A 16,886-nucleotide genomic window follows, 5' to 3' on the forward strand; every position below is an offset into this window, starting at 1 on the left:
GAGCAGCGGTCCGGGAGCAGCGGGGCCGGACCGTGGGGTGGACGACGACAGCGGGGCCCGCCGCCCGGTGGGCGACGGACCCCGCTGCCACGGCCGTCAGACGGTGCGGAAGGCCAGCACCACGTTGTGGCCGCCGAAGCCGAACGAGTTGTTCAGCGCGGCGATCCGGCCCTCGGGCAGCTTGCGCGGCTCGTCGCGGACGATGTCCGCGTCCACCTCGTCGTCCAGGTCCTGCACGTTGATGGTCGGCGGGGCCAGCCGGTGGTACAGCGCCTGCACGGTGGCGACGGTCTCGATACCGCCGGCGCCGCCCAGCAGGTGGCCGGTCATCGACTTGGTGGCGGAGATCGCGATGTGGTCCAGGTCGTCACCGAGCTCGCGGCGCAGGGCCTTCAGCTCGGCGGTGTCACCCTGAGGGGTCGAGGTGGCGTGCGCGTTGACGTGCACGATCTCGGCCTTGTCCAGCTCGTTCTGCTCGAAGAGCTGAGCGATGGCGCGGGCCACACCCGCACCGGTCGGCTCGGGCTGGGCGATGTGGTGGGCGTCCGAGGACAGGCCCTGGCCGATCGCCTCGCAGTAGACGCGCGCACCGCGGGCGGCGGCGTGCTCGGCGGACTCCAGCACCACCACGCCGGCGCCCTCGCCCAGCACGAAGCCGTCCCGGCCCTTGTCGTACGGGCGGGAGGCGCGCTCGGGCTCGTCGTTGTTCTTGGACATCGCCATCATGTTGGCGAAGGCCACGATCGGCAGCGGGTGGATCGCCGCCTCCGTGCCGCCGGCCACCACGACGTCGGCGCGGCCGGTGCGGATCATCTCGATCGCGTAGCCGATCGCCTCGGCGCCGGAGGCACAGGCGGAGACGGGGGTGTGCACACCCGCGCGAGCACCGACCTCCAGGCCGACGTTGGCCGCCGGGGAGTTGGGCATCAGCATCGGGACGGTGTGCGGGGAGACCTTGCGGACGCCCTTCTCCTTCAGTACGTCGTACTGGTCGAGCAGGGTGGTGACGCCGCCGATGCCGGAGGCGATCACGGCGCCCAGGCGCTCGGGGGCGAGCTTGGAGGACTCGTCGGTGGCCGGGGTCTCGTAGCCGGCGTCGGCCCAGGCCTCGCGGGCCGCGATCAGCGCGAACTGCGCCGAGCGGTCCAGCTTGCGGGCCAGCGGGCGGGGCAGGACGTCGGCCGGGTCCACAGCGGTCCGTGCGGCGATCCGCACGGGCAGGTCGGCGGCCCACTCCTCGGTCAGGGCGTTCACCCCGGAGCGGCCGGCGAGCAGGCCCTCCCAGGTGGAGGCGGCGTCGCCGCCCAGCGGCGTGAAGGCGCCGATACCCGTGACGACCACGGTGCGGTTTTCAGCGGTCACTGGTTCTTCTTCTCTCACGTGTGCGGGGTTCGGCGGCGCCGGGAAGTGGTGCCCGGCCGGGGCGCCCCGAGTGGGCGCGCCCCGGCCGGTGTGCCGGGTCAGACGGGCTGACCGAGGCTCAGGCGTTGGCGAGGATGTAGTCCACCGCGTCGCCGACGGTCTTCAGGTTCTTGACCTCGTCGTCCGGGATCTTCACCTCGAAGCGCTCCTCGGCGGCGACGACGACCTCGACCATGGAGAGCGAGTCGACGTCGAGGTCGTCGGTGAAGGACTTGTCGAGCTCGACGTCCTCGGCCGGGATGCCGGCGATCTCGTTGACGATCTCAGCGAGACCTTCCAGGACCTCGTCCTTGGTAGCCATAGTGGCTGCTCCTCTTCGGTGTTGAATGCGACTGCCCGGCGGGCGGCCGCAGGTTTGTGGGTGGCGGGGGTTTTACGCCTAGGGGAGCGTAACGACTGCCGCCGCGTACACCAGACCCGCCCCGAACCCGATGATCAGGGCCAGGTCCCCGCTGCGGGCCTCTCCGCTCTCCAGCATGCGTTCCATCGCCAGCGGGATGGAGGCCGCGGAGGTGTTGCCGGTCTCCGCGATGTCGCGGGCGACGGGCACAGAGGCGGGCAGCTTGAGGGCCTTGATCATGGCGTCGGTGATGCGCATGTTGGCCTGGTGCGGGATGAACGCGCCGAGCTGGTCGGCGGTGATCCCGGCGGCGTCCAGGGCCTGCTGGGCGACCTTGGCCATCTCCCAGACGGCCCAGCGGAAGACCGCCTGGCCCTCCATCCGCAGCGCCGGCCACTTCTGCTCGCCCGGGCACCCGTTGACGGCGTCCGGCTTGGCGAAGGCGGTGTCCCAGGCCTCGGTCTGCGAGATGACGTCCTTCTGCGAGCCGTCCGAGCCCCAGATGACCTTGCCGATCCCGGGGGTGTCCGACGGGCCGACGATCGCGGCGCCCGCGCCGTCACCGAAGATGAAGGCGGTGGAGCGGTCCGAGGTGTCCGTCAGGTCGCTGAGCCGCTCGACGCCGATCACCAGGACGTACTCGGCGCTGCCACCACGGACCATGCCGTCCGCCAGGCCCAGGCCGTAGCCGAAGCCGGCGCAGGCGGCCGAGATGTCGAAGGCGGGGGCGGTACCGCAGCCGAGCCGCTGGGCGATCTCGGTGGCGATGGCCGGGGTCTGCTTCAGGTGCGAGACGGTCGCGACGATCACGCCGCCGATCCGGTCGGGGTCGATGCCGGCCTGCGCGATGGCCTTGCCGGCGGCCTGCACCGACATCTCGGCGACGCTCTCCTCCGGGCCGGCCCAGCGCCGCTCGGCGATCCCGCTGCGGGTGCGGATCCACTCGTCCGAGGACTCGATCCAGTTGAGCACCTCGGAGTTCGGGATCACCCGTACCGGGCGGTACCCGCCCACACCGTGGATCCGCGAGTACGTCGCGCCGGTGGCTGGTCGGATCTGAGGGGTGCTCATGCGTTCTGCTCCTGACCGCCGTGCTCCGCGACCAGCCCGCGTGCCTTCTCCAGGTCGGCGGGGGTCTTGAGGGCCAGCGTCGCGACACCCTTGACGTTGCGCTTGACCAGGTTGGTGAGGGTACCGGCCGGGGACAGCTCGATCACGGCGGTGGCGCCCAGCTGCTGGATCGTCTCCATGCAGAGATCCCAGCGGACGGGGTTGGAGACCTGCGAGACCAGGCGGTCCAGCACCTCGGCGCCGGACTGCACGACCTCGCCGTCCCGGTTGGAGACGTACGCGACCGACGGGTCGGCCGTCGTCAGGGTCGGGGCGAGCTTGGCCAGTCGCTCGACGCCCGGGGCCATGTGCTCGGTGTGGAACGCGCCGGCCACCTTGAGCGGGATCAGCCGGGCACCGGCCGGCGGGTCGGCCTTGAGGGCCTCCAGCTGCTCCAGCGTGCCGGCCGCCACGATCTGGCCGCCACCGTTGTTGTTGGCCGCGGTCAGGCCGTGCTCGGCGAGCTTCGCCGCGACGACCTCCGGGTCACCGCCGAGGACGGCGGCCATGCCGGTCGCGGTGGCGGCGGCCGCTCCGGCCATCGCCAGGCTGCGCTCACGGACGAAGACCAGGGCGTCGTCGGCGCTGAGCACGCCCGACGCGGCGGCGGCGGTGATCTCACCGACGCTGTGACCCGCGACGGCACCCGCGACGGCGGGGAGCCCTTCCGGGAGCAGCGCCCCGGCGGTCACCAACCCGGCGGCCACCAGCAGTGGCTGCGCGACGGCGGTGTCCTTGATCTCCTCCTCGGAGGCCTCGGTGCCGTAGTGCACCAGGTCCAGCCCGACGACCTCGGACCAGGCTCGCAGGCGGTCGGCAACGCCGTCCACCTCCAACCAGGGGCTGAGGAAACCGGGGGTCTGGGCACCCTGTCCAGGGGCGACGATTACGAGCACGGTTCAACCCTCTCTCGCCAGGCGCCCGTGGGCGGGTAGGCGACGGTAACGAAGAAAAGCACGCCGGATTGTGGGTTCCCTACAGGAAGGCTCAGCTGGGTTCTCCGGCCGTTCCGAGTCGGCCCAGCGCCAGTGCGATGCGCAGGGTGAAGGCCGAACGTACGTCGGACGGAGCATAGCCCGTGACGTCAGTCACACGACGGAGCCGGTAGCGCACCGTGTTCGGGTGGACGAAGAGCATTCTGGCCGCACCCTCCAAGGACGACGCCTGCTCCAGGTAGACGCTCAGCGTCTCCAGGAGGGCCGAACCCGCCTCGTCCAGCGGTGTGTAGATCTCCTCCACCAGCTGACGGCGGGCCGCCTGGTCCCCGGCGAGGGCGCGTTCGGGCAGCAGGTCGTCCGCGAGGACGGGGCGCGGGGCGTCCGGCCAGGCGGCGCAGGCGCGCAGCCCGGCCGCGGCGGCGTGCGCGGAGCGGGTGGCGGACAGCAGGTCTCCGACGGTCGGGCCGACCACCACCGGGCCGGGCGCGAACTGGCCGATCAGCGCGCGGGCCGCGTGCACCGGCTCCTTGTCACCACCGACCACCACCACCAGGCGCTTGCCCAGGACACCGGTCAGCACGTGCAGCTTGGCGTACCTGGCGGCGCGCCGGATCGCCTCCACCACCAGTTCGCTGTCGCCGTCCGGGGCGCTGCCCATCACCACCCGTACCTGGCTGGGCTGGCCCCAGCCGAGTGCGGCCGCGCGGGAGAGCACACCCTCGTCCGCGTCACCGGAGAGCAGCGAGTTGACGACCAGTGCCTCCAGGCGGGCGTCCCAGGCGCCGCGCGCCTCCGCGGCCTGGGCGTACACCTGGGCGGTGGCGAAGGCGATCTCCCGGGCGTAGACCAGTACGGACTCGCGCATGTCGGCCTCGTCGCCGGGGGCGGCCACCTCCTCGATGGCCTCCTCCATCACCTCGATGGTGGTGCGGATCAGCTCGACCGTCTGACGAAGCGTGATGGCCCGGGTCAGCTCGCGCGGCGCGGTGCCGAAGACATCGGTGGAGATCGCCTGCGGGGCGTCCGGGCGGCGGTACCACTCGGTGAACGCGGCGATACCGGCCTGGGCGACCAGACCGATCCAGGAGCGGTGCTCCGGCGGCATCCGCCGGTACCAGCCCAGCTGGTCGTCCATCCGCGCGATGGCGGCGGTGGCCAGTTTGCCGGCCGACTTCTCCAGCCGTTTGAGCGTCGCGGCCCGGCGCTCGGCCCGTTCGGTGGCGAGCTTGCGCTCCTGCGCCGTCAACCGGGGCACGCCCCGGCCGCCGGTCCGCGTGGCCCGCACGGCTCTCGGGGGCTTGGCGGCACCGGCCTCCGCGGCGGGCTGGTCGGCGGCGGTCTCGTCGTTCTTGGCGTTCGCTGAGGCGGCTGGCACAGGACAAGACTGCCTCACCGGAGTGACTGCTCGTGCACACCCCCCGCCGATCCGCCCCGGTGGCACGGGTCACACCGGTACCGTGGGCCACGTGACCGACGCCCTCACCCGCCCCCGCTCCGACCTGCGCCGCACCGCCGAACGCCACCTCTCGATCCCTGCCGAGGGCGTCGAGACCAGGCACGCGTTCTCCTTCTCCGGGCACTACGACCCGAAGAACACCCACTTCGGCGCGCTGCTGGCGTGCAATGAGGAACTCCTCGCCCCCGGCGCCGGATTCGAGGAGCACCGGCACCGCGACACCGAGATCCTCACCTGGGTCCTGGAGGGCGCGCTGGCGCATCGCGACGGCGACGGGCACAGCGGCGTCGTGCGGCCGGGCATGGTCCAGCACCTGAGTGCGGGCTCCGGGGTCACCCACACCGAGCGCAACGTCGGCGGGGCGGACGGCCCGGTCCGCTTCGTGCAGATGTGGCTCCAGCCGGACGTCTTCGGCGCGCCCCCGGTGTACGGGCTGCGCCGGGTGGAGCCGGCGGAGGGCGGGCTGACGCTGCTCGCCTCGGGGCTGGAGCGGGACGCCGGCTCACCCGCGCTGCGGTTGCGGCGCAGCGACGCGGCGCTCTGGCTGGTCACGGCCGGCCCGTGGCAGCCACTGCCCGAGCTGCCGGCCGCCCCCTACCGGTACGCCCACCTCGCCGGTGGCGGGCTGGGCTTTCGTACCGTCCGGGGGCCGCAGGGCGGCGGACGCTCGATGGCGCCCGGCGACAGCGTCCGGATCAGCGGCGACGCCTTCGCCGACCCGACGGCGGGCGAGCAGGGCGCGGAGCTGCTGCTCTGGGAGATGCACTCGCCGCTCTCGTACGGGTGAGGGGTGGCGGGGGCGCCGGGGGCGCGACGGCGGCTGTGCGCTGACGGGTGACGGGCGACGGCCGGCAGTTGACCGCTGACGGATGACCGATGACCGATGACCACTGACGGACGACGGGTGTCGGGTGTCGGCTGACCGGTGTCAGGCGACGGATGACCGCTGACGGCCGGCAGCTGACCGATGACCGATGACCGCTGGCGGATGACAGCTGACAGATGACCGCGAATGTCCGCTGCTCCCCGGCTGCCCCGCCGTCAGCCCGCCAGCTCGGCGAGCACCGCGTCGGTGAACTCCGGCCAGTGCTCGGCCGCCCAGGGGCCGAAGTCGCGGTCGGTCAGCGCGACGCAGGCCGCGCCGGCCGCCGGATCGACCCAGAGGAAGGTGCCGGACTGGCCGAAGTGGCCGAAGGTCCCGGGCGAGCTGGTGGTGCCCGTCCAGTGCGGCGACTTCTCGCCGCGGATCTCGAAGCCCAGACCCCAGTCGTTGGGCTTGCGGTGCCCGAAGCCGGGCAGCACTCCGCTCAGCCCCGGGTACGCGACCTCCCGGGTGGCCCGCCGCACGGTGGACGGGTCCAGCAGGCGCGGTGCCTGCAACTCGGCCGCGAAGCGGCACAGGTCCGCGACGGTGGAGACGCCGCCCGCGCCCGCCGGCGAGCGGTGCGCCACGTCCAGGTGGGTCGCGCTCATCCCCAGCGGCTCGAACACGGCCTCCGCCGCGTACTGCGCGAACGGGATGCCGGAAGCCTTGGTGAGGGTGTCCGCCAGCACGTCGAAGCCGGCGTTGGAGTAGAGCCGGCGGGTGCCCGGCGCGGCCATCGTCCGGTGCTCGTCGAAGGCGAGGCCCGAGGTGTGCGCCAGCAGGTGCCGTACGGTCGAGCCCTCCGGCCCGGCCGGGTCGTCCAGCTCGAAGACGCCCTCCTCGACCGCCACCAGCACCGCGTAGGCGCTCAGCGGCTTGGTCACCGACGCGAGCGGGAACTGCCGCTCCTGCGGGCCGTGCTCGCCCAGCAGCGCGCCGTCCGCGCCGCGCACCACGGCGGTCGCCGCGTGGGGCACCGGCCAGTTCTCGATCATCCGCAAGCTCTGCATGGGCCCGACTCTAACCACTGCTCGTGATCCGCCCGCGTGGGAGGCTTGCTTGGAGTGCGCTCTAACTCACTAGCGTCGTGGTCATCGCCGAATCACCGGGGGGTTCTCACCGTGGCAACGCTCGCACCACTCGACCTGGACCTGGACAGGCTCACCTGCGCCGAGGCCTTCGGCCGGGCCCGCGCCAACGCGGACCGCACCCCCCGGCACACCATCAGCGAGGTCGCCGCCGCCAGCGGACTCAGCGCGCACACGCTGCGCTGGTACGAGCGGATCGGCCTGCTGGACCCGGTCGACCGGACCTACTCCGGGCAGCGCCGCTACAGCGACGCCGACCTCAGCAGGCTCGCCTTCCTGGGCCGGTTGCGGCTGACCGGAATGTCGGTGGCCGACATGCTCCGCTACGTGGAGCTGGTCCGGTCCGGCGAGCACACCTACGACGACCGGCGCGAGCTGCTGGTCGCCCACCGCGAGGAGGTCAGGCAGCGGATCGCCGATCTGCACGCCACCCTCGCCGTCCTCGACCTCAAGATCGAGATGTACTCCCGTCCCACGGCAGTGAAGGAACAGAGCGCATGACTCTCCCCACCACCACGCTCGGCAGCAACGGCCCCACGGTCGGCGTCCAGGGTCTCGGCTGCATGGGAATGAGCGAGTTCTACGGCCCCACCGACACCGGCGAGTCCCTCGCCACCCTGGACGCCGCCCTCGACCTGGGCGTCACCCTGTTCGACACCGCCGACGCCTACGGCGCAGGGCGCAACGAGGAACTGGTCGGCGGGTTCGTCCGCGCCAACCGCGAGCGCGTGGTGCTCGCCACCAAGTTCGCCCTGGAGCGCCGGGCCGACGACCCCGCCTACCGGGGCGTGCGCAACGACCCGGCGTACATCCGCTCCGCCGTCGAGGCCTCGCTGCGCCGCCTCGGCGTGGACGTCATCGACGTCTACTACATGCACCGCCGCGACCCGCAGGTGCCGCTCGCCGAGTCGGTCGGTGCGATGGCCGAGCTGGTGCGGGCCGGCAAGGTGCGCCACCTCGGCCTCTCCGAGGTCACCGGGGACGAGCTGCGCGAGGCGTACGCCGTGCACCCGATCGCGGCCCTGCAGTCCGAGTGGTCCATCTTCTCGCGGGACGTCGAGCGGACGGCCGTGCCCGCCGCGGCCGAGCTCGGCGTCGCCTTCGTGCCGTACTCGCCGCTCGGGCGCGGCTTCCTGACCGGCGCGTTCACCGCCGCCGAGCAGCTGACCGAGGGTGACTACCGCCGCCACCACCCGCAGTTCAGCGGCCCGAACGCGGACGCGAACGCGCAGTTGGTCGCGCCGATCATGAAGATAGCCGCCGGGCGCGGGGCCAGCGCCGCCCAGGTCGCCCTGGCCTGGGTGCACCAGCGCGCCGAGGTGCACGGCCTGACGGTCGTTCCGATCCCGGGCACCCGCAAGCGCAGCCGGCTGGCGGAGAACACCGCGGCCGTCGGCCTCACCCTGACCGCCGAGGAGCTCGCCGAGCTGGAGCCGATCGCGGGCCGGGTCACCGGCACCCGCTACGCCGACATGACCTTCACCTCGGCCGGCCGCGAGTAGCAGCCCGCCGTACGCCTGCCCCGGGCCGTACGCGGGCACCCGGTGTGACGCCGGCTGTGGGCCGTAGGGCGCGGAACGGGTAGGGCACGGAGTGGCAAGTCGGCCCGGCCGACTTCCCACTCCAATGGCCCGCCTCAGACCTCGCGTCCCAGCCAGGAGGCGAGCTGGGCGTACGGGCCGGCGTCCGCCGGGGCCGGGCGGACCCGGCCGAACGGGACCGCTCCGCCGCGGGGCTCGGCGGGCAGCACGAACCTGGCGATCCCCAGAGCGGCGTGCGCCACCGACTCGTCCAACGGCATGTCGCTGCCGAGCGCCTGGGCGAGGTCCCAGGTATGGGTGGTCACCTCCATCACGTAGCCGCCGACCGCCGCCCGGCCGGGGACCTCGCCCCAGGGCGCCACCGCCGGCCGGTCCAGCCGGGCGTCGTCCGCCCAGGCCGCCTCCACCCGGGCCCGGGCCCGGCCCAGTACGGCCGGCCACTCGCCGTCCTCGATCTCGCCGGTCTGCGCGGCCACGTCCTGGGCGAAGCCGCCCTCGCCGATGTAGGCGAGGCGGTGGACGCCGCCCACGGTGTGGCCCAGCAGCGCCCTCAGGTCGTACTCGCTGCACGGGGTGGGGCGGTCGAGCACCTCGGGGGTCACCTCGGCTACCAGTTTCTGCAGCTGGCCGAGCGCGAGCAGGTACAGCGGGCGGGGGTCCTGGGTCATGTCCATGGCGGTAACTCCGTATCTGGCAAGGGCCGTTGAAGGGCCGTGAGGGGCGTCGAAGGGTCGTCGCGCGGGTGTTGCTCCGAGACCCACTCTCCCGGCCAAACCTGACATCTGCCGTCAGGTTTGCTGTCATCCTTGATCCATGAAGGCCGACCGGCTGCTCTCGATCCTGCTGCTGCTCCAGACCCGGGGGCAGGTGCCCGCCTCCGAGCTGGCCGAACGACTGGAGGTGTCCGTCCGCACCATCTACCGCGACGTCGAGGCGCTCTCGACGGCCGGCGTGCCGGTCTACGCCGAGCGCGGCCGGCACGGCGGCATCAACCTGCTGCCCGGCTACCGCACCGACGTCACCGGGCTGACCGGCGACGAGGCCCGCGCCCTGTCCGTCCTCTCCGCCCAGGGCGCGCACAGCGCCCTCGGCCTGGACGGCGCGCTCGGTTCGGCGCTGCGCAAGGTGATGGCCGCGCTGCCCGCCGTGCACCGCCCGGCCGCCGAGCAGACCAGCGAGCGCATCCTGGTCGAGCCGGCCCGCTGGATGCGCGGCGGCGAGCCGGCCGCCGTCGACCTGGGGGAGCTCCAGCGCGCGGTCTTCACGGACCGCCGACTGCACCTGAGCTACCGTCACAGCGGCACCGACGGCCCGGCCGAGTACACCGTCGACCCGTACGGGCTGGTGAGCAAGGCGGGGGTCTGGTACCTGGTCGCGGATCTGCTCGGCGAGCCGAGGCTGTTCCGCGCGGACCGGGTGCTCGGCGCGCGAACGGCGCCGGAGGAGGTCCGCCGGCGCGCCGGCCTCGGCCTGCGCGAGGTGTGGGCGGTGCTGCGCGAGCGGGTCGAGCGGCTGCCGGTGGAGGTGCCGGTCCGGGTCCGGGTCCGGCGGGCCCGGCTGGACATGTTCCTGCGGATCCACGGCGGTCTGCTCACGGCCCGCCCGCCGGCCGGCCCGGCGGGGGAGTGGACGGAGCTGGAGCTGTGCTTCCGGGTGGTGCAGGCCGCCCGCGCCCTGCTGGCCTTCGGCGTCGACGTGGAGGTGCTCTCCCCGCCGGCGGCCCGCCGGGAGCTGGCCCAGGCCGCCGCCGAGACCCTGCGCCTGTACGCGCCGCAGGTGCCGGAGCGCGAACCGGAGCAGCAGCACGAATCGGAGCCGCAGCAGGAGGAGGAACCGGGCCAGGAGCCGGCCCCGGGCGGCGGGCCTCGGGCTAGCGGGCGTCCGGCGAGGGGTGGCTGACGCTGCCGTAGCGTCCCAGCGCGATGGAGCTGAAGTTGTGCAGGCTCTCCGTGCCCGGGGCGAAGTACCCGTTGTGCCCGACGGCGCCGGCCGAGGAGATCCCCTCGGCGCCGAAGTCGCCGGCGGTCGGGTCGGCGCCGTGGCCGAGCCCGCCGACCTCCAGGTACGGCACGTTGCCGATCCAGTCGCTCGGGTTGCGGGTCGCCCAGACCTGGACGCCCGCGCCCAGCTCGGAGGCGCTCTGTACGCCCATGCCCGGGCTGCCGAAGACCACCACGTCGGTGATGCCCTCGGACCCGGTCGCCGCGCCGGCCGGGCGGGCGATGTCCGGTGCGGTGGTGCCGCAGACCACCGAGCCGTAGGAGTGGCAGAACAGCGCGGGCGGCGCGACCGGGGAGGTGGTCTCCTTCAGCCCGCCCAGCAGTCGCTCCAGCCGGGGCGCGGCGGCGTCCGCGAGCCGGGCGGTGACGGCGTCGGGCCCGAGGCCCGAGGGGGTGACGTAGCCCGTCCAGGCGACCACTGCGGTACGCGTCCCGGGGGCCTGGTGCTGCTCCTCGGCGAGCAGGGCACGGGCCATCCCGGCGGGCGAGCGCAGCGGCTCGACGGCCTGGTCGAAGTGGCCGAGGTCGGCGTCCGAGCCGGGGACGAGGACGGAGATCCGCTCGGCGCTGGCGAGGTCGCCGTAGACCTCGCTGATCAGGCCGCGTCCGCGCGGGTCGAAGGCGAGGATCTGGCGGCCCGGGGCAAGCAGGTGTTCGCAGTCGTTGGCGCGGGAGACGGCCAGTGCGCGGGCGCCGGAGTCCAGGTGGTGGTCGGCGGCGCGGGCACGGGCGCGGTCACGCTCGGCGGTGATGGCGACCCGGTTGGCGCGGTAGCGCACCTCCGGCGGGGCGCCGTCGAAGTTGCCGACCACCAGCGGGTACTCGTGGATCAGGTGGTCCAGCTCGTCGGACGTGAGCGAGGCGAAGAAGGCGGCGACGGTGGCGGCGTCGGCGGTGGCCGGGTCGGGCAGGGCGCGGCCGAAGGCGTGGTCCTGGACCCAGGCGGCGCTGCCGGCCGGTGGCGTGGAGATGGCGAGCTGCTCGGTCGAGGCGGCGGCCTGGGCGGCGGCGGCGCCGGCGTCCGCCAGCACCGCGCAGCCGGCGAAGGCGCCGATCAGCACACGCTTCCATCGCCTTCGGCGCATCGCCTCAACTCCCTTGGGACCGACCCCTGCTGCGGGCGGGGCCCGGAGGTGGTACGACTGCCAACTACTTCGGGCAAGCGTAGGGCGTCCGAAGGAGCGTTGGCGTCGCAGCAAACTGTGTGATGGATCACACGAATGGTGGCCTCATCGGCCGGACTCCGCGTCGAACTCCCTGACCAGCCGTTTCGGTGCGGTGAGCCGCCAGGCCTCGACCAGCAGATCCCGCAGCTCCTCCGGATCGACCTTGGCGAGCCGCACGCTCACCCAGCCGAACCGGCCGACGAACGGAGCCACCGAGAACACCTCGGGCTCGGCCGCGAGCAGCTCGGTCTGGTCCTCCTTCGAGGCCTTGACGGTGACCCTCTCCGACTCGGGCGCGCCCATGGCGAAGATCTTCTTGCCGATCCGCAGGGTCACCTCGACCTCCCAGGTGATCTGCTCGGTGGTCTGCGGGAGGGCCAGGCCCATGTCCTTGAACTCGTCGAATGTCACCACCCTGGCAATCTAGGCCAGTGCACTGACAACGCGTCCAGCACACGCCGGAACCCGGGCCGGGCGGGCCGGGCCCCGGCGTGTGCGGGGGCGGGGTGGGCAGGTGGCGGGTTAGAGCAGGGACTCCCAGCCGCTGACGGCGCGGTCGCCCGTCACCAGCCTGTCCTGGTGGCCGGCGCCGTCGGCGACGGAGATCTTGCGGTACTGGTCCCGGTGGAAGATCCAGTACTCGCTCAGCCCGCTCACCCGCTGCTGGTCCGGCACGGCGAGACAGGCGTCGACCCGGGTGACGCCGTTCAGCGAGACCCACATGCTCAGCTCGCGGTCGGAGCGCTCCATGACGTCGGTGTGCGCGCCGCCGTCCGCGACCGAGATCAGCCGGTACAGCTGCTTGGCGCCGGTGCTGTGGAAGACCCAGTACCAGCTCTTGCCGTTGCTGCGTTGCTGGTCCGGCACGGGGAGGAAGGCGTCGACCCGGGTGACGCCGTTCAGCGACGCCCACATGCTCAGCTCGCGGTCGGAGCGCTCCATGACGTCGGTGTGCGCGCCGCCGTCCGCGACCGAGACGGCGCGGTACACCTGCCTGCCGCCGACGGTGTGGAAGACCCAGTACCAGCTCTTGCCGTTGCTGCGCTGGAGGTCGGGCATCGGCAGGACGGCGTCGATCCGGGACGCGCCCTGGAGCGAGTTCCACCCGTCGAGCCCGCCGTCGGCCTTGATCAGCTTGTCGGTGTGGGCCGAGCCGTCGGCGACCGAGATCTTGCGGTACCGGGCGCCGCGGAAGGCCCAGTACTCGCTCACCCCGTTCCTGCGCTGCTGGTCGGGCACCGGCAGGAACTCGTCGACCGGCAGGCCCTGGCCCGGGGCCTGCTCCCTGGCAGGCTCCTTCGCCGGGTCCGTCGGTTCCTCCCGCCGGGGCTCCTTCTGGGTGTCCCCGCCCGGCTGGACGGCCGGCCCGGTCAGCCGGCCCTCGCCGAGCAGGCGCAGCGTGCTGAGCGAGGGAGCGAAGGCGTACACCGAGCCCTGGGTCTGGACGAACTGCTGGAACCGCAGCGGGGTCACCCGCCGGCTGCCGTCCGCGTCCCGGCTCTCGTAGCTGATCTCGCTCGCCAGGCCGATCATCGGGTCGCCGCCGGGCTCGGGGTCGCGGCCGCGCGGGAAGTTGGGCTCGTCGACCCAGGCCGTCTGGATGAACTCGAACTGCCGGGCGATGTCCGCCTGGTAGCAGACGAAGAGCAGCCCGCGCGGGTCGTCGGGGCCGCCGGGGCCCTCGGAGGCGGGGTCGAACGGCTGCCCGTACGGCGCGCCGCGGCGCATGATGCGCCGTCCGTCGAGGTCCTTGGCGTCCAGGACCGGGCCGTCGGGCCGCTCCTGGAGGGCGTCGCGCGGGTTGGTCTTGCGCAGGTGCGAGAAGAGCGGGGTGACGAGGCCGTCGAGGTCGTCCCGGAAGCCGAAGTCGTTGTCCTTGGAGGCCTCCGGGTCGAACGGCACGTCCGCCATCTGGTGCTTGCAGACCGGGGCGCCGGAGCGCCAGCGGCCGACCAGCCGGGCGGCCAGCCACTCGGAGGTGGCCTCCTGCGGGACGGCCTTGGCCTTCTTCAGGGCCTTGAGCTCGACCGCGACCTGGGCCCACCAGCCGGGGACGTCCTGGGCGAGCCGGCGGACCACCTGGAAGGAGCCGTTCCTCGCCCAGGCGGGGAAGTCGGTGAAGCTGCCGGGAGCGGGCCGCTCGCCGACCACGAACTCGCCGGCCGGGACGAGCCGGGTGCCGGGGTGGCCCTCGACCTCCTCCGGGCGGTTCGGGTCGGGCGGATCGAAGCCGAGGACACCCGGCTCGCTGACGCCGTCCTTGAAGCCGAAGTGCTCCTTGCCGCGGCGGGTGCCGAGCAGGGTCGCGGCGTTCTGCTGGAAGACGATGACGATCTTGGACTGGGCGGTCGCCTCGCGGTGGTCGGAGACCTGCGCCTGGAGGTCCTGGGCGGTGTCGGCGGCGACGGTGAGGACGGCGTGCACGGGCTGGCCCTTGCCGTTGCCGAAGAGCCAGTTCTCCGGGGAGTTGTCCCCGGTGTCGCCGATGGCGCCGGCCCGCCGGGCCGAGCCGTCCTTGAACGCCTCCAGCCCGCTGCCGGTCGGGGCCTGTTCGACGGGCTCGCTGTCGGAGAGCATCCGCAGGCCCTCGTAGGTGAAGCTGATGCTCGTCCAGACGGCCTTCAGCGACTTGGGGTCGTCGCCGCCGGAGGACTTGCGGGCGGCACTGAACGCCTCGTTGAAGGCCGCGACCTGACGGGTGGTGGCGATCCTCGGCGTCAGCTGTCTGAGCCAGCTGCGGGCTCTCGCGGCGTCCTCGAACTTCAGGAACAGCAGGGTGACGTGGTCCTTCTTGAATCCGGCGATGACATCGCCCTGGATCTCATCGCTCTCGCGCAGCTTCAGGTCTGCGGGCATGAATCCCTCCAAGGGGTGAGGTGCTGGTGCCTGCCGTAGGGGGGTGAATCGTGGACGGATCGAAGGTTCATGCGTACGGCGGCGGCACGGGAGGTGGCACAAGAGGCCGGCACGGGACGTCGGCACAAGGCGTGGGCGCCCGGCGTGGGCGGGCGGTGGCGCGGGAGGCCCCGCGCCACCGGTGGGCTCGGGTCGGCTCAGGTGAGCTGGACCCACTGCGCCTCGCTGGGCACGCCCTGGTCGTTGAGCAGGAACAGCATGTAGTAGCCGGGCGGCGCGGCCTCGGCCGACGGCGGCGCCTGGAGCTCCAGCTTCGTGCCGGCCCGGCTGGTGACCCGCAGCTCCAGGTGGCGCTGGCTGGTGTTCACCGAGTGGGTCGCGGTGGTGGGCGAGAGCAGCACCGCCTTGGCCGCCCGCTCGGGCGTGAGGGTGGTCACCAGGAACTTGCTGTCGTACCCGATCGGGGTCTTCGGGGCGCGGTCCAGGTTGGGCCGGTTGCCCTGGGCCAGGTAGGCCGGCTCGTAGATCTCGATGGTGCCGTTCATGTCGTCCTTGATGTCCGGGTCGTTGGCGAGCTGCTGGAGCTCGTCGCCCGTCACCAGGACCCGGCCGTCCGGCAGGACGACGGCGTTGGAGTGGTAGCCGCGCGGCAGCCGCTGCACGGGGCCGAGCCGCCAGTTGCCCTGGGTGTCCCGGAGCTCGGTCTGGCGGTACTTCAGGTCGGCGTTGGGGTTGTACGGGCCGTTGCCGTAGTCGCGGATGTCGTAGGCGCCGCTGACGGTCATCAGGGTGCCGTCGGGCAGCAGCAGGGTGTCGTCCTGGGTGCGGCCGAAGGCGCGGGACTTCTCCGCCGTCCAGTTGCCGTTGGCGAGCTTGAGGGTGCTCGGGTTGTCGCGGTCGCCGCCGAGCACCAGGACGGAGTCCGGGCCGTTCACTCCGCCGGGCAGCGGTACCGCGGAGCCGTAGTTGCGCTTCTTGCCGTCGGGGCGGGCCGGCAGGTCGCTGCGGCTCTCGCTCTTCAGGTCGAACTTCCACTGCTGGGCCGGGTCGCGGCCGAGGCCGTAGATGTTCCCGTCCCGCAGCGAGAACAGGTGCGGGTAGTCCAGCGTGAACGGCGCGGTGGCCTTGAAGGTGTCCACCGGGGTGTTGGTGGGGGTGTCGGTCTTCGCCACCGGGACGGGGTAGCCCTTGGCGGGGAACCGCTCGACGACCGGGGTCGGGGTGCCCCACCCGAGCTCGGACTGGCCGGACATGATCAGCTGCCGCCCGTCCGGGCCGGTCACCACCGACGGGTACCAGCGGCCGACCGACATGTCGGGGTTGCGGGTCCAGGTCTCCGTCCAGGGGTCGAAGACCAGTGAGAGCTTGGCACCGGTGCCGCCGTTGCCACCGAGGTTGCCGCCGAACACCCCGAGCATCCCGTTCGGCAGGAAGGAGTGCCCGGAACAGAAGAACGGCGCCGGGCGCAGTTCGTTGAGGTCGTCCGGCATGTTCACCATCGGCGGGGTGACCTTGGTGAAGGCGTCCGCGCCGGTGCCCTTGGCCGGATCCCACAGGAAGGCGCGGCCGGCGTTCTCCTTGCCGGTGGTCTGGGTGGGGGCGGGCTCCTTCTCCGGGTTGGTCTCGATCCGTTCGAAGGAGAAGAGCAGCACCTTGCCGGTGGGCAGCATCGCGATGTGCGCGGCGAACTCGGGGGAGGGGAAGTACTGCTTGAACGCGCCGGAGACGGCCGGGTCGAAGCCGGCGTTGATGGTGGCCTGGGAGTCCGTCAGGGCCTTCAGCCGGTTGGTGCGGGTGGACTGGGGGTAGTCCCCGACGCCGCGGACGGCGGCCCGGGCGCTGGCGTGCTCCTCGGCGTGCTCCTTGCCGAGCGCGGCGACCTCGTCCTCGCGCAGCTCGGCGGCCACCCGGGGTGCGGTGATGTGCGGGCTGTCCTCGGCGCCGCCGGTGCCGCCGTGGGCGCGGGCGAGAGCCGCCGCCGGTGCGGTGACGGCGAGGACCGTGGCGGTGGTCAGGGCGGAGACGACGGCGCAGGCCGAGACCGCCGCGGACAGTTTCCTGCGGGACATGGGGCTCCTCGGATACGGGACGTGAGGGTGAGTCG

15 protein-coding genes are annotated in these 16,886 nt (G+C 73.0%); 4 read left to right on the top strand and 11 right to left on the bottom strand.

All coding sequences use genetic code 11. The features are described from left to right. Positions 1 to 96: 96 nt before the first annotated feature. The 5 genes from fabF to ACIBH3_RS03575 form a co-directional block, all read right to left on the bottom strand. Complete coding sequence (fabF, locus tag ACIBH3_RS03555; protein WP_396310180.1) at positions 97 to 1,362, bottom strand: beta-ketoacyl-ACP synthase II; 1,266 nt, start codon at positions 1,360 to 1,362, stop codon at positions 97 to 99. Between the two features lie 118 nt (positions 1,363 to 1,480). After that, positions 1,481 to 1,723 (bottom strand): acyl carrier protein, encoded by a 243-nt coding sequence (locus ACIBH3_RS03560; protein WP_371481726.1) that lies wholly within the window; start codon positions 1,721 to 1,723, stop codon positions 1,481 to 1,483. Positions 1,724 to 1,801: 78 nt separating this feature from the next. After that, positions 1,802 to 2,833: a beta-ketoacyl-ACP synthase III gene (locus tag ACIBH3_RS03565; protein ID WP_396310181.1), complete on the bottom strand. Its 1,032-nt coding sequence runs from the start codon at positions 2,831 to 2,833 to the stop codon at positions 1,802 to 1,804. Then, the gene (locus ACIBH3_RS03570; RefSeq protein ID WP_396310182.1) at positions 2,830 to 3,768 is read right to left on the bottom strand and encodes an ACP S-malonyltransferase; all 939 of its coding nucleotides are present in this window, start codon (positions 3,766 to 3,768) and stop codon (positions 2,830 to 2,832) included. Before ACIBH3_RS03570 ends, ACIBH3_RS03565 begins: the two co-directional genes overlap by 4 nt. A gap of 91 nt (positions 3,769 to 3,859) precedes the next feature. Next, positions 3,860 to 5,056, bottom strand: a complete 1,197-nt coding sequence (locus ACIBH3_RS03575; RefSeq protein WP_396310351.1) for a PucR family transcriptional regulator — start codon at positions 5,054 to 5,056, stop codon at positions 3,860 to 3,862. 220 nt (positions 5,057 to 5,276) lie between these two features. Between ACIBH3_RS03575 and ACIBH3_RS03580 the strand changes: the two genes are divergently transcribed. Beyond that, positions 5,277 to 6,053, top strand: coding sequence for a pirin family protein (locus ACIBH3_RS03580; protein ID WP_396310183.1), 777 nt, complete (start codon positions 5,277 to 5,279; stop codon positions 6,051 to 6,053). A gap of 254 nt (positions 6,054 to 6,307) precedes the next feature. Here ACIBH3_RS03580 and ACIBH3_RS03585 read toward each other — a convergent pair whose 3' ends face one another. After that, positions 6,308 to 7,141, bottom strand: a complete 834-nt coding sequence (locus ACIBH3_RS03585; RefSeq protein WP_396310184.1) for a serine hydrolase domain-containing protein — start codon at positions 7,139 to 7,141, stop codon at positions 6,308 to 6,310. A 111-nt stretch (positions 7,142 to 7,252) separates the two neighbouring features. Between ACIBH3_RS03585 and ACIBH3_RS03590 the strand changes: the two genes are divergently transcribed. Next, the gene (locus ACIBH3_RS03590; protein ID WP_396310185.1) at positions 7,253 to 7,720 is read left to right on the top strand and encodes a MerR family transcriptional regulator; all 468 of its coding nucleotides are present in this window, start codon (positions 7,253 to 7,255) and stop codon (positions 7,718 to 7,720) included. Next, positions 7,717 to 8,721: an aldo/keto reductase gene (locus ACIBH3_RS03595; RefSeq protein ID WP_396310186.1), complete on the top strand. Its 1,005-nt coding sequence runs from the start codon at positions 7,717 to 7,719 to the stop codon at positions 8,719 to 8,721. Before ACIBH3_RS03590 ends, ACIBH3_RS03595 begins: the two co-directional genes overlap by 4 nt. Before the next feature lie 134 nt (positions 8,722 to 8,855). Here the strand turns inward: ACIBH3_RS03595 and ACIBH3_RS03600 are convergent, their stop codons facing one another. After that, positions 8,856 to 9,434 (bottom strand): TIGR03086 family metal-binding protein, encoded by a 579-nt coding sequence (locus tag ACIBH3_RS03600; protein WP_396310187.1) that lies wholly within the window; start codon positions 9,432 to 9,434, stop codon positions 8,856 to 8,858. A 139-nt stretch (positions 9,435 to 9,573) separates the two neighbouring features. Here ACIBH3_RS03600 and ACIBH3_RS03605 point away from each other — a divergent pair, with 139 nt between their 5' ends. Beyond that, a complete protein-coding gene (locus ACIBH3_RS03605) occupies positions 9,574 to 10,659 on the top strand; it encodes a helix-turn-helix transcriptional regulator (RefSeq protein ID WP_396310188.1) in 1,086 nt (361 codons plus the stop codon). Here the strand turns inward: ACIBH3_RS03605 and ACIBH3_RS03610 are convergent. The 4 genes from ACIBH3_RS03610 to ACIBH3_RS03625 all read right to left on the bottom strand — a co-directional run bounded on the left by ACIBH3_RS03610 (position 10,631) and on the right by ACIBH3_RS03625 (position 16,851). Continuing rightward, positions 10,631 to 11,845, bottom strand: a complete 1,215-nt coding sequence (locus tag ACIBH3_RS03610; RefSeq protein ID WP_396310189.1) for an alpha/beta hydrolase — start codon at positions 11,843 to 11,845, stop codon at positions 10,631 to 10,633. The two genes, ACIBH3_RS03605 and ACIBH3_RS03610, sit on opposite strands and share 29 nt — an antisense overlap. A 144-nt stretch (positions 11,846 to 11,989) precedes the next feature. Continuing rightward, positions 11,990 to 12,340 (bottom strand): MmcQ/YjbR family DNA-binding protein, encoded by a 351-nt coding sequence (locus ACIBH3_RS03615; protein ID WP_396310190.1) that lies wholly within the window; start codon positions 12,338 to 12,340, stop codon positions 11,990 to 11,992. A 108-nt stretch (positions 12,341 to 12,448) separates the two neighbouring features. Next, complete coding sequence (locus ACIBH3_RS03620) at positions 12,449 to 14,782, bottom strand: Dyp-type peroxidase (protein ID WP_396310191.1); 2,334 nt, start codon at positions 14,780 to 14,782, stop codon at positions 12,449 to 12,451. 197 nt (positions 14,783 to 14,979) lie between these two features. Then, entirely contained in the window at positions 14,980 to 16,851 is a 1,872-nt protein-coding gene (locus tag ACIBH3_RS03625) for a galactose oxidase-like domain-containing protein (RefSeq protein ID WP_396310192.1), read from the bottom strand. Positions 16,852 to 16,886 lie beyond the last annotated feature (35 nt).

The sequence above is a fragment of the Kitasatospora sp. NPDC050543 genome, assembly GCF_044457565.1.
Classification (GTDB): domain Bacteria; phylum Actinomycetota; class Actinomycetes; order Streptomycetales; family Streptomycetaceae; genus Kitasatospora.

Excerpts from the sequence above, each read along its gene's own strand:
- ACIBH3_RS03625 (WP_396310192.1), bottom strand. The coding sequence starts at position 16,851 with ATGTCCCGCAGGAAACTGTCCGCGGCGGTCTCGGCCTGCGCCGTCGTC.
- ACIBH3_RS03565 (WP_396310181.1), bottom strand. The coding sequence starts at position 2,833 with ATGAGCACCCCTCAGATCCGACCAGCCACCGGCGCGACGTACTCGCGG.
- ACIBH3_RS03595 (WP_396310186.1), top strand. The coding sequence starts at position 7,717 with ATGACTCTCCCCACCACCACGCTCGGCAGCAACGGCCCCACGGTCGGC.
- ACIBH3_RS03585 (WP_396310184.1), bottom strand. The coding sequence starts at position 7,141 with ATGCAGAGCTTGCGGATGATCGAGAACTGGCCGGTGCCCCACGCGGCG.
- ACIBH3_RS03600 (WP_396310187.1), bottom strand. The coding sequence starts at position 9,434 with ATGGACATGACCCAGGACCCCCGCCCGCTGTACCTGCTCGCGCTCGGC.
- ACIBH3_RS03620 (WP_396310191.1), bottom strand. The coding sequence starts at position 14,782 with ATGCCCGCAGACCTGAAGCTGCGCGAGAGCGATGAGATCCAGGGCGAT.
- ACIBH3_RS03605 (WP_396310188.1), top strand. The coding sequence starts at position 9,574 with ATGAAGGCCGACCGGCTGCTCTCGATCCTGCTGCTGCTCCAGACCCGG.
- ACIBH3_RS03610 (WP_396310189.1), bottom strand. The coding sequence starts at position 11,845 with ATGCGCCGAAGGCGATGGAAGCGTGTGCTGATCGGCGCCTTCGCCGGC.
- ACIBH3_RS03560 (WP_371481726.1), bottom strand. The coding sequence starts at position 1,723 with ATGGCTACCAAGGACGAGGTCCTGGAAGGTCTCGCTGAGATCGTCAAC.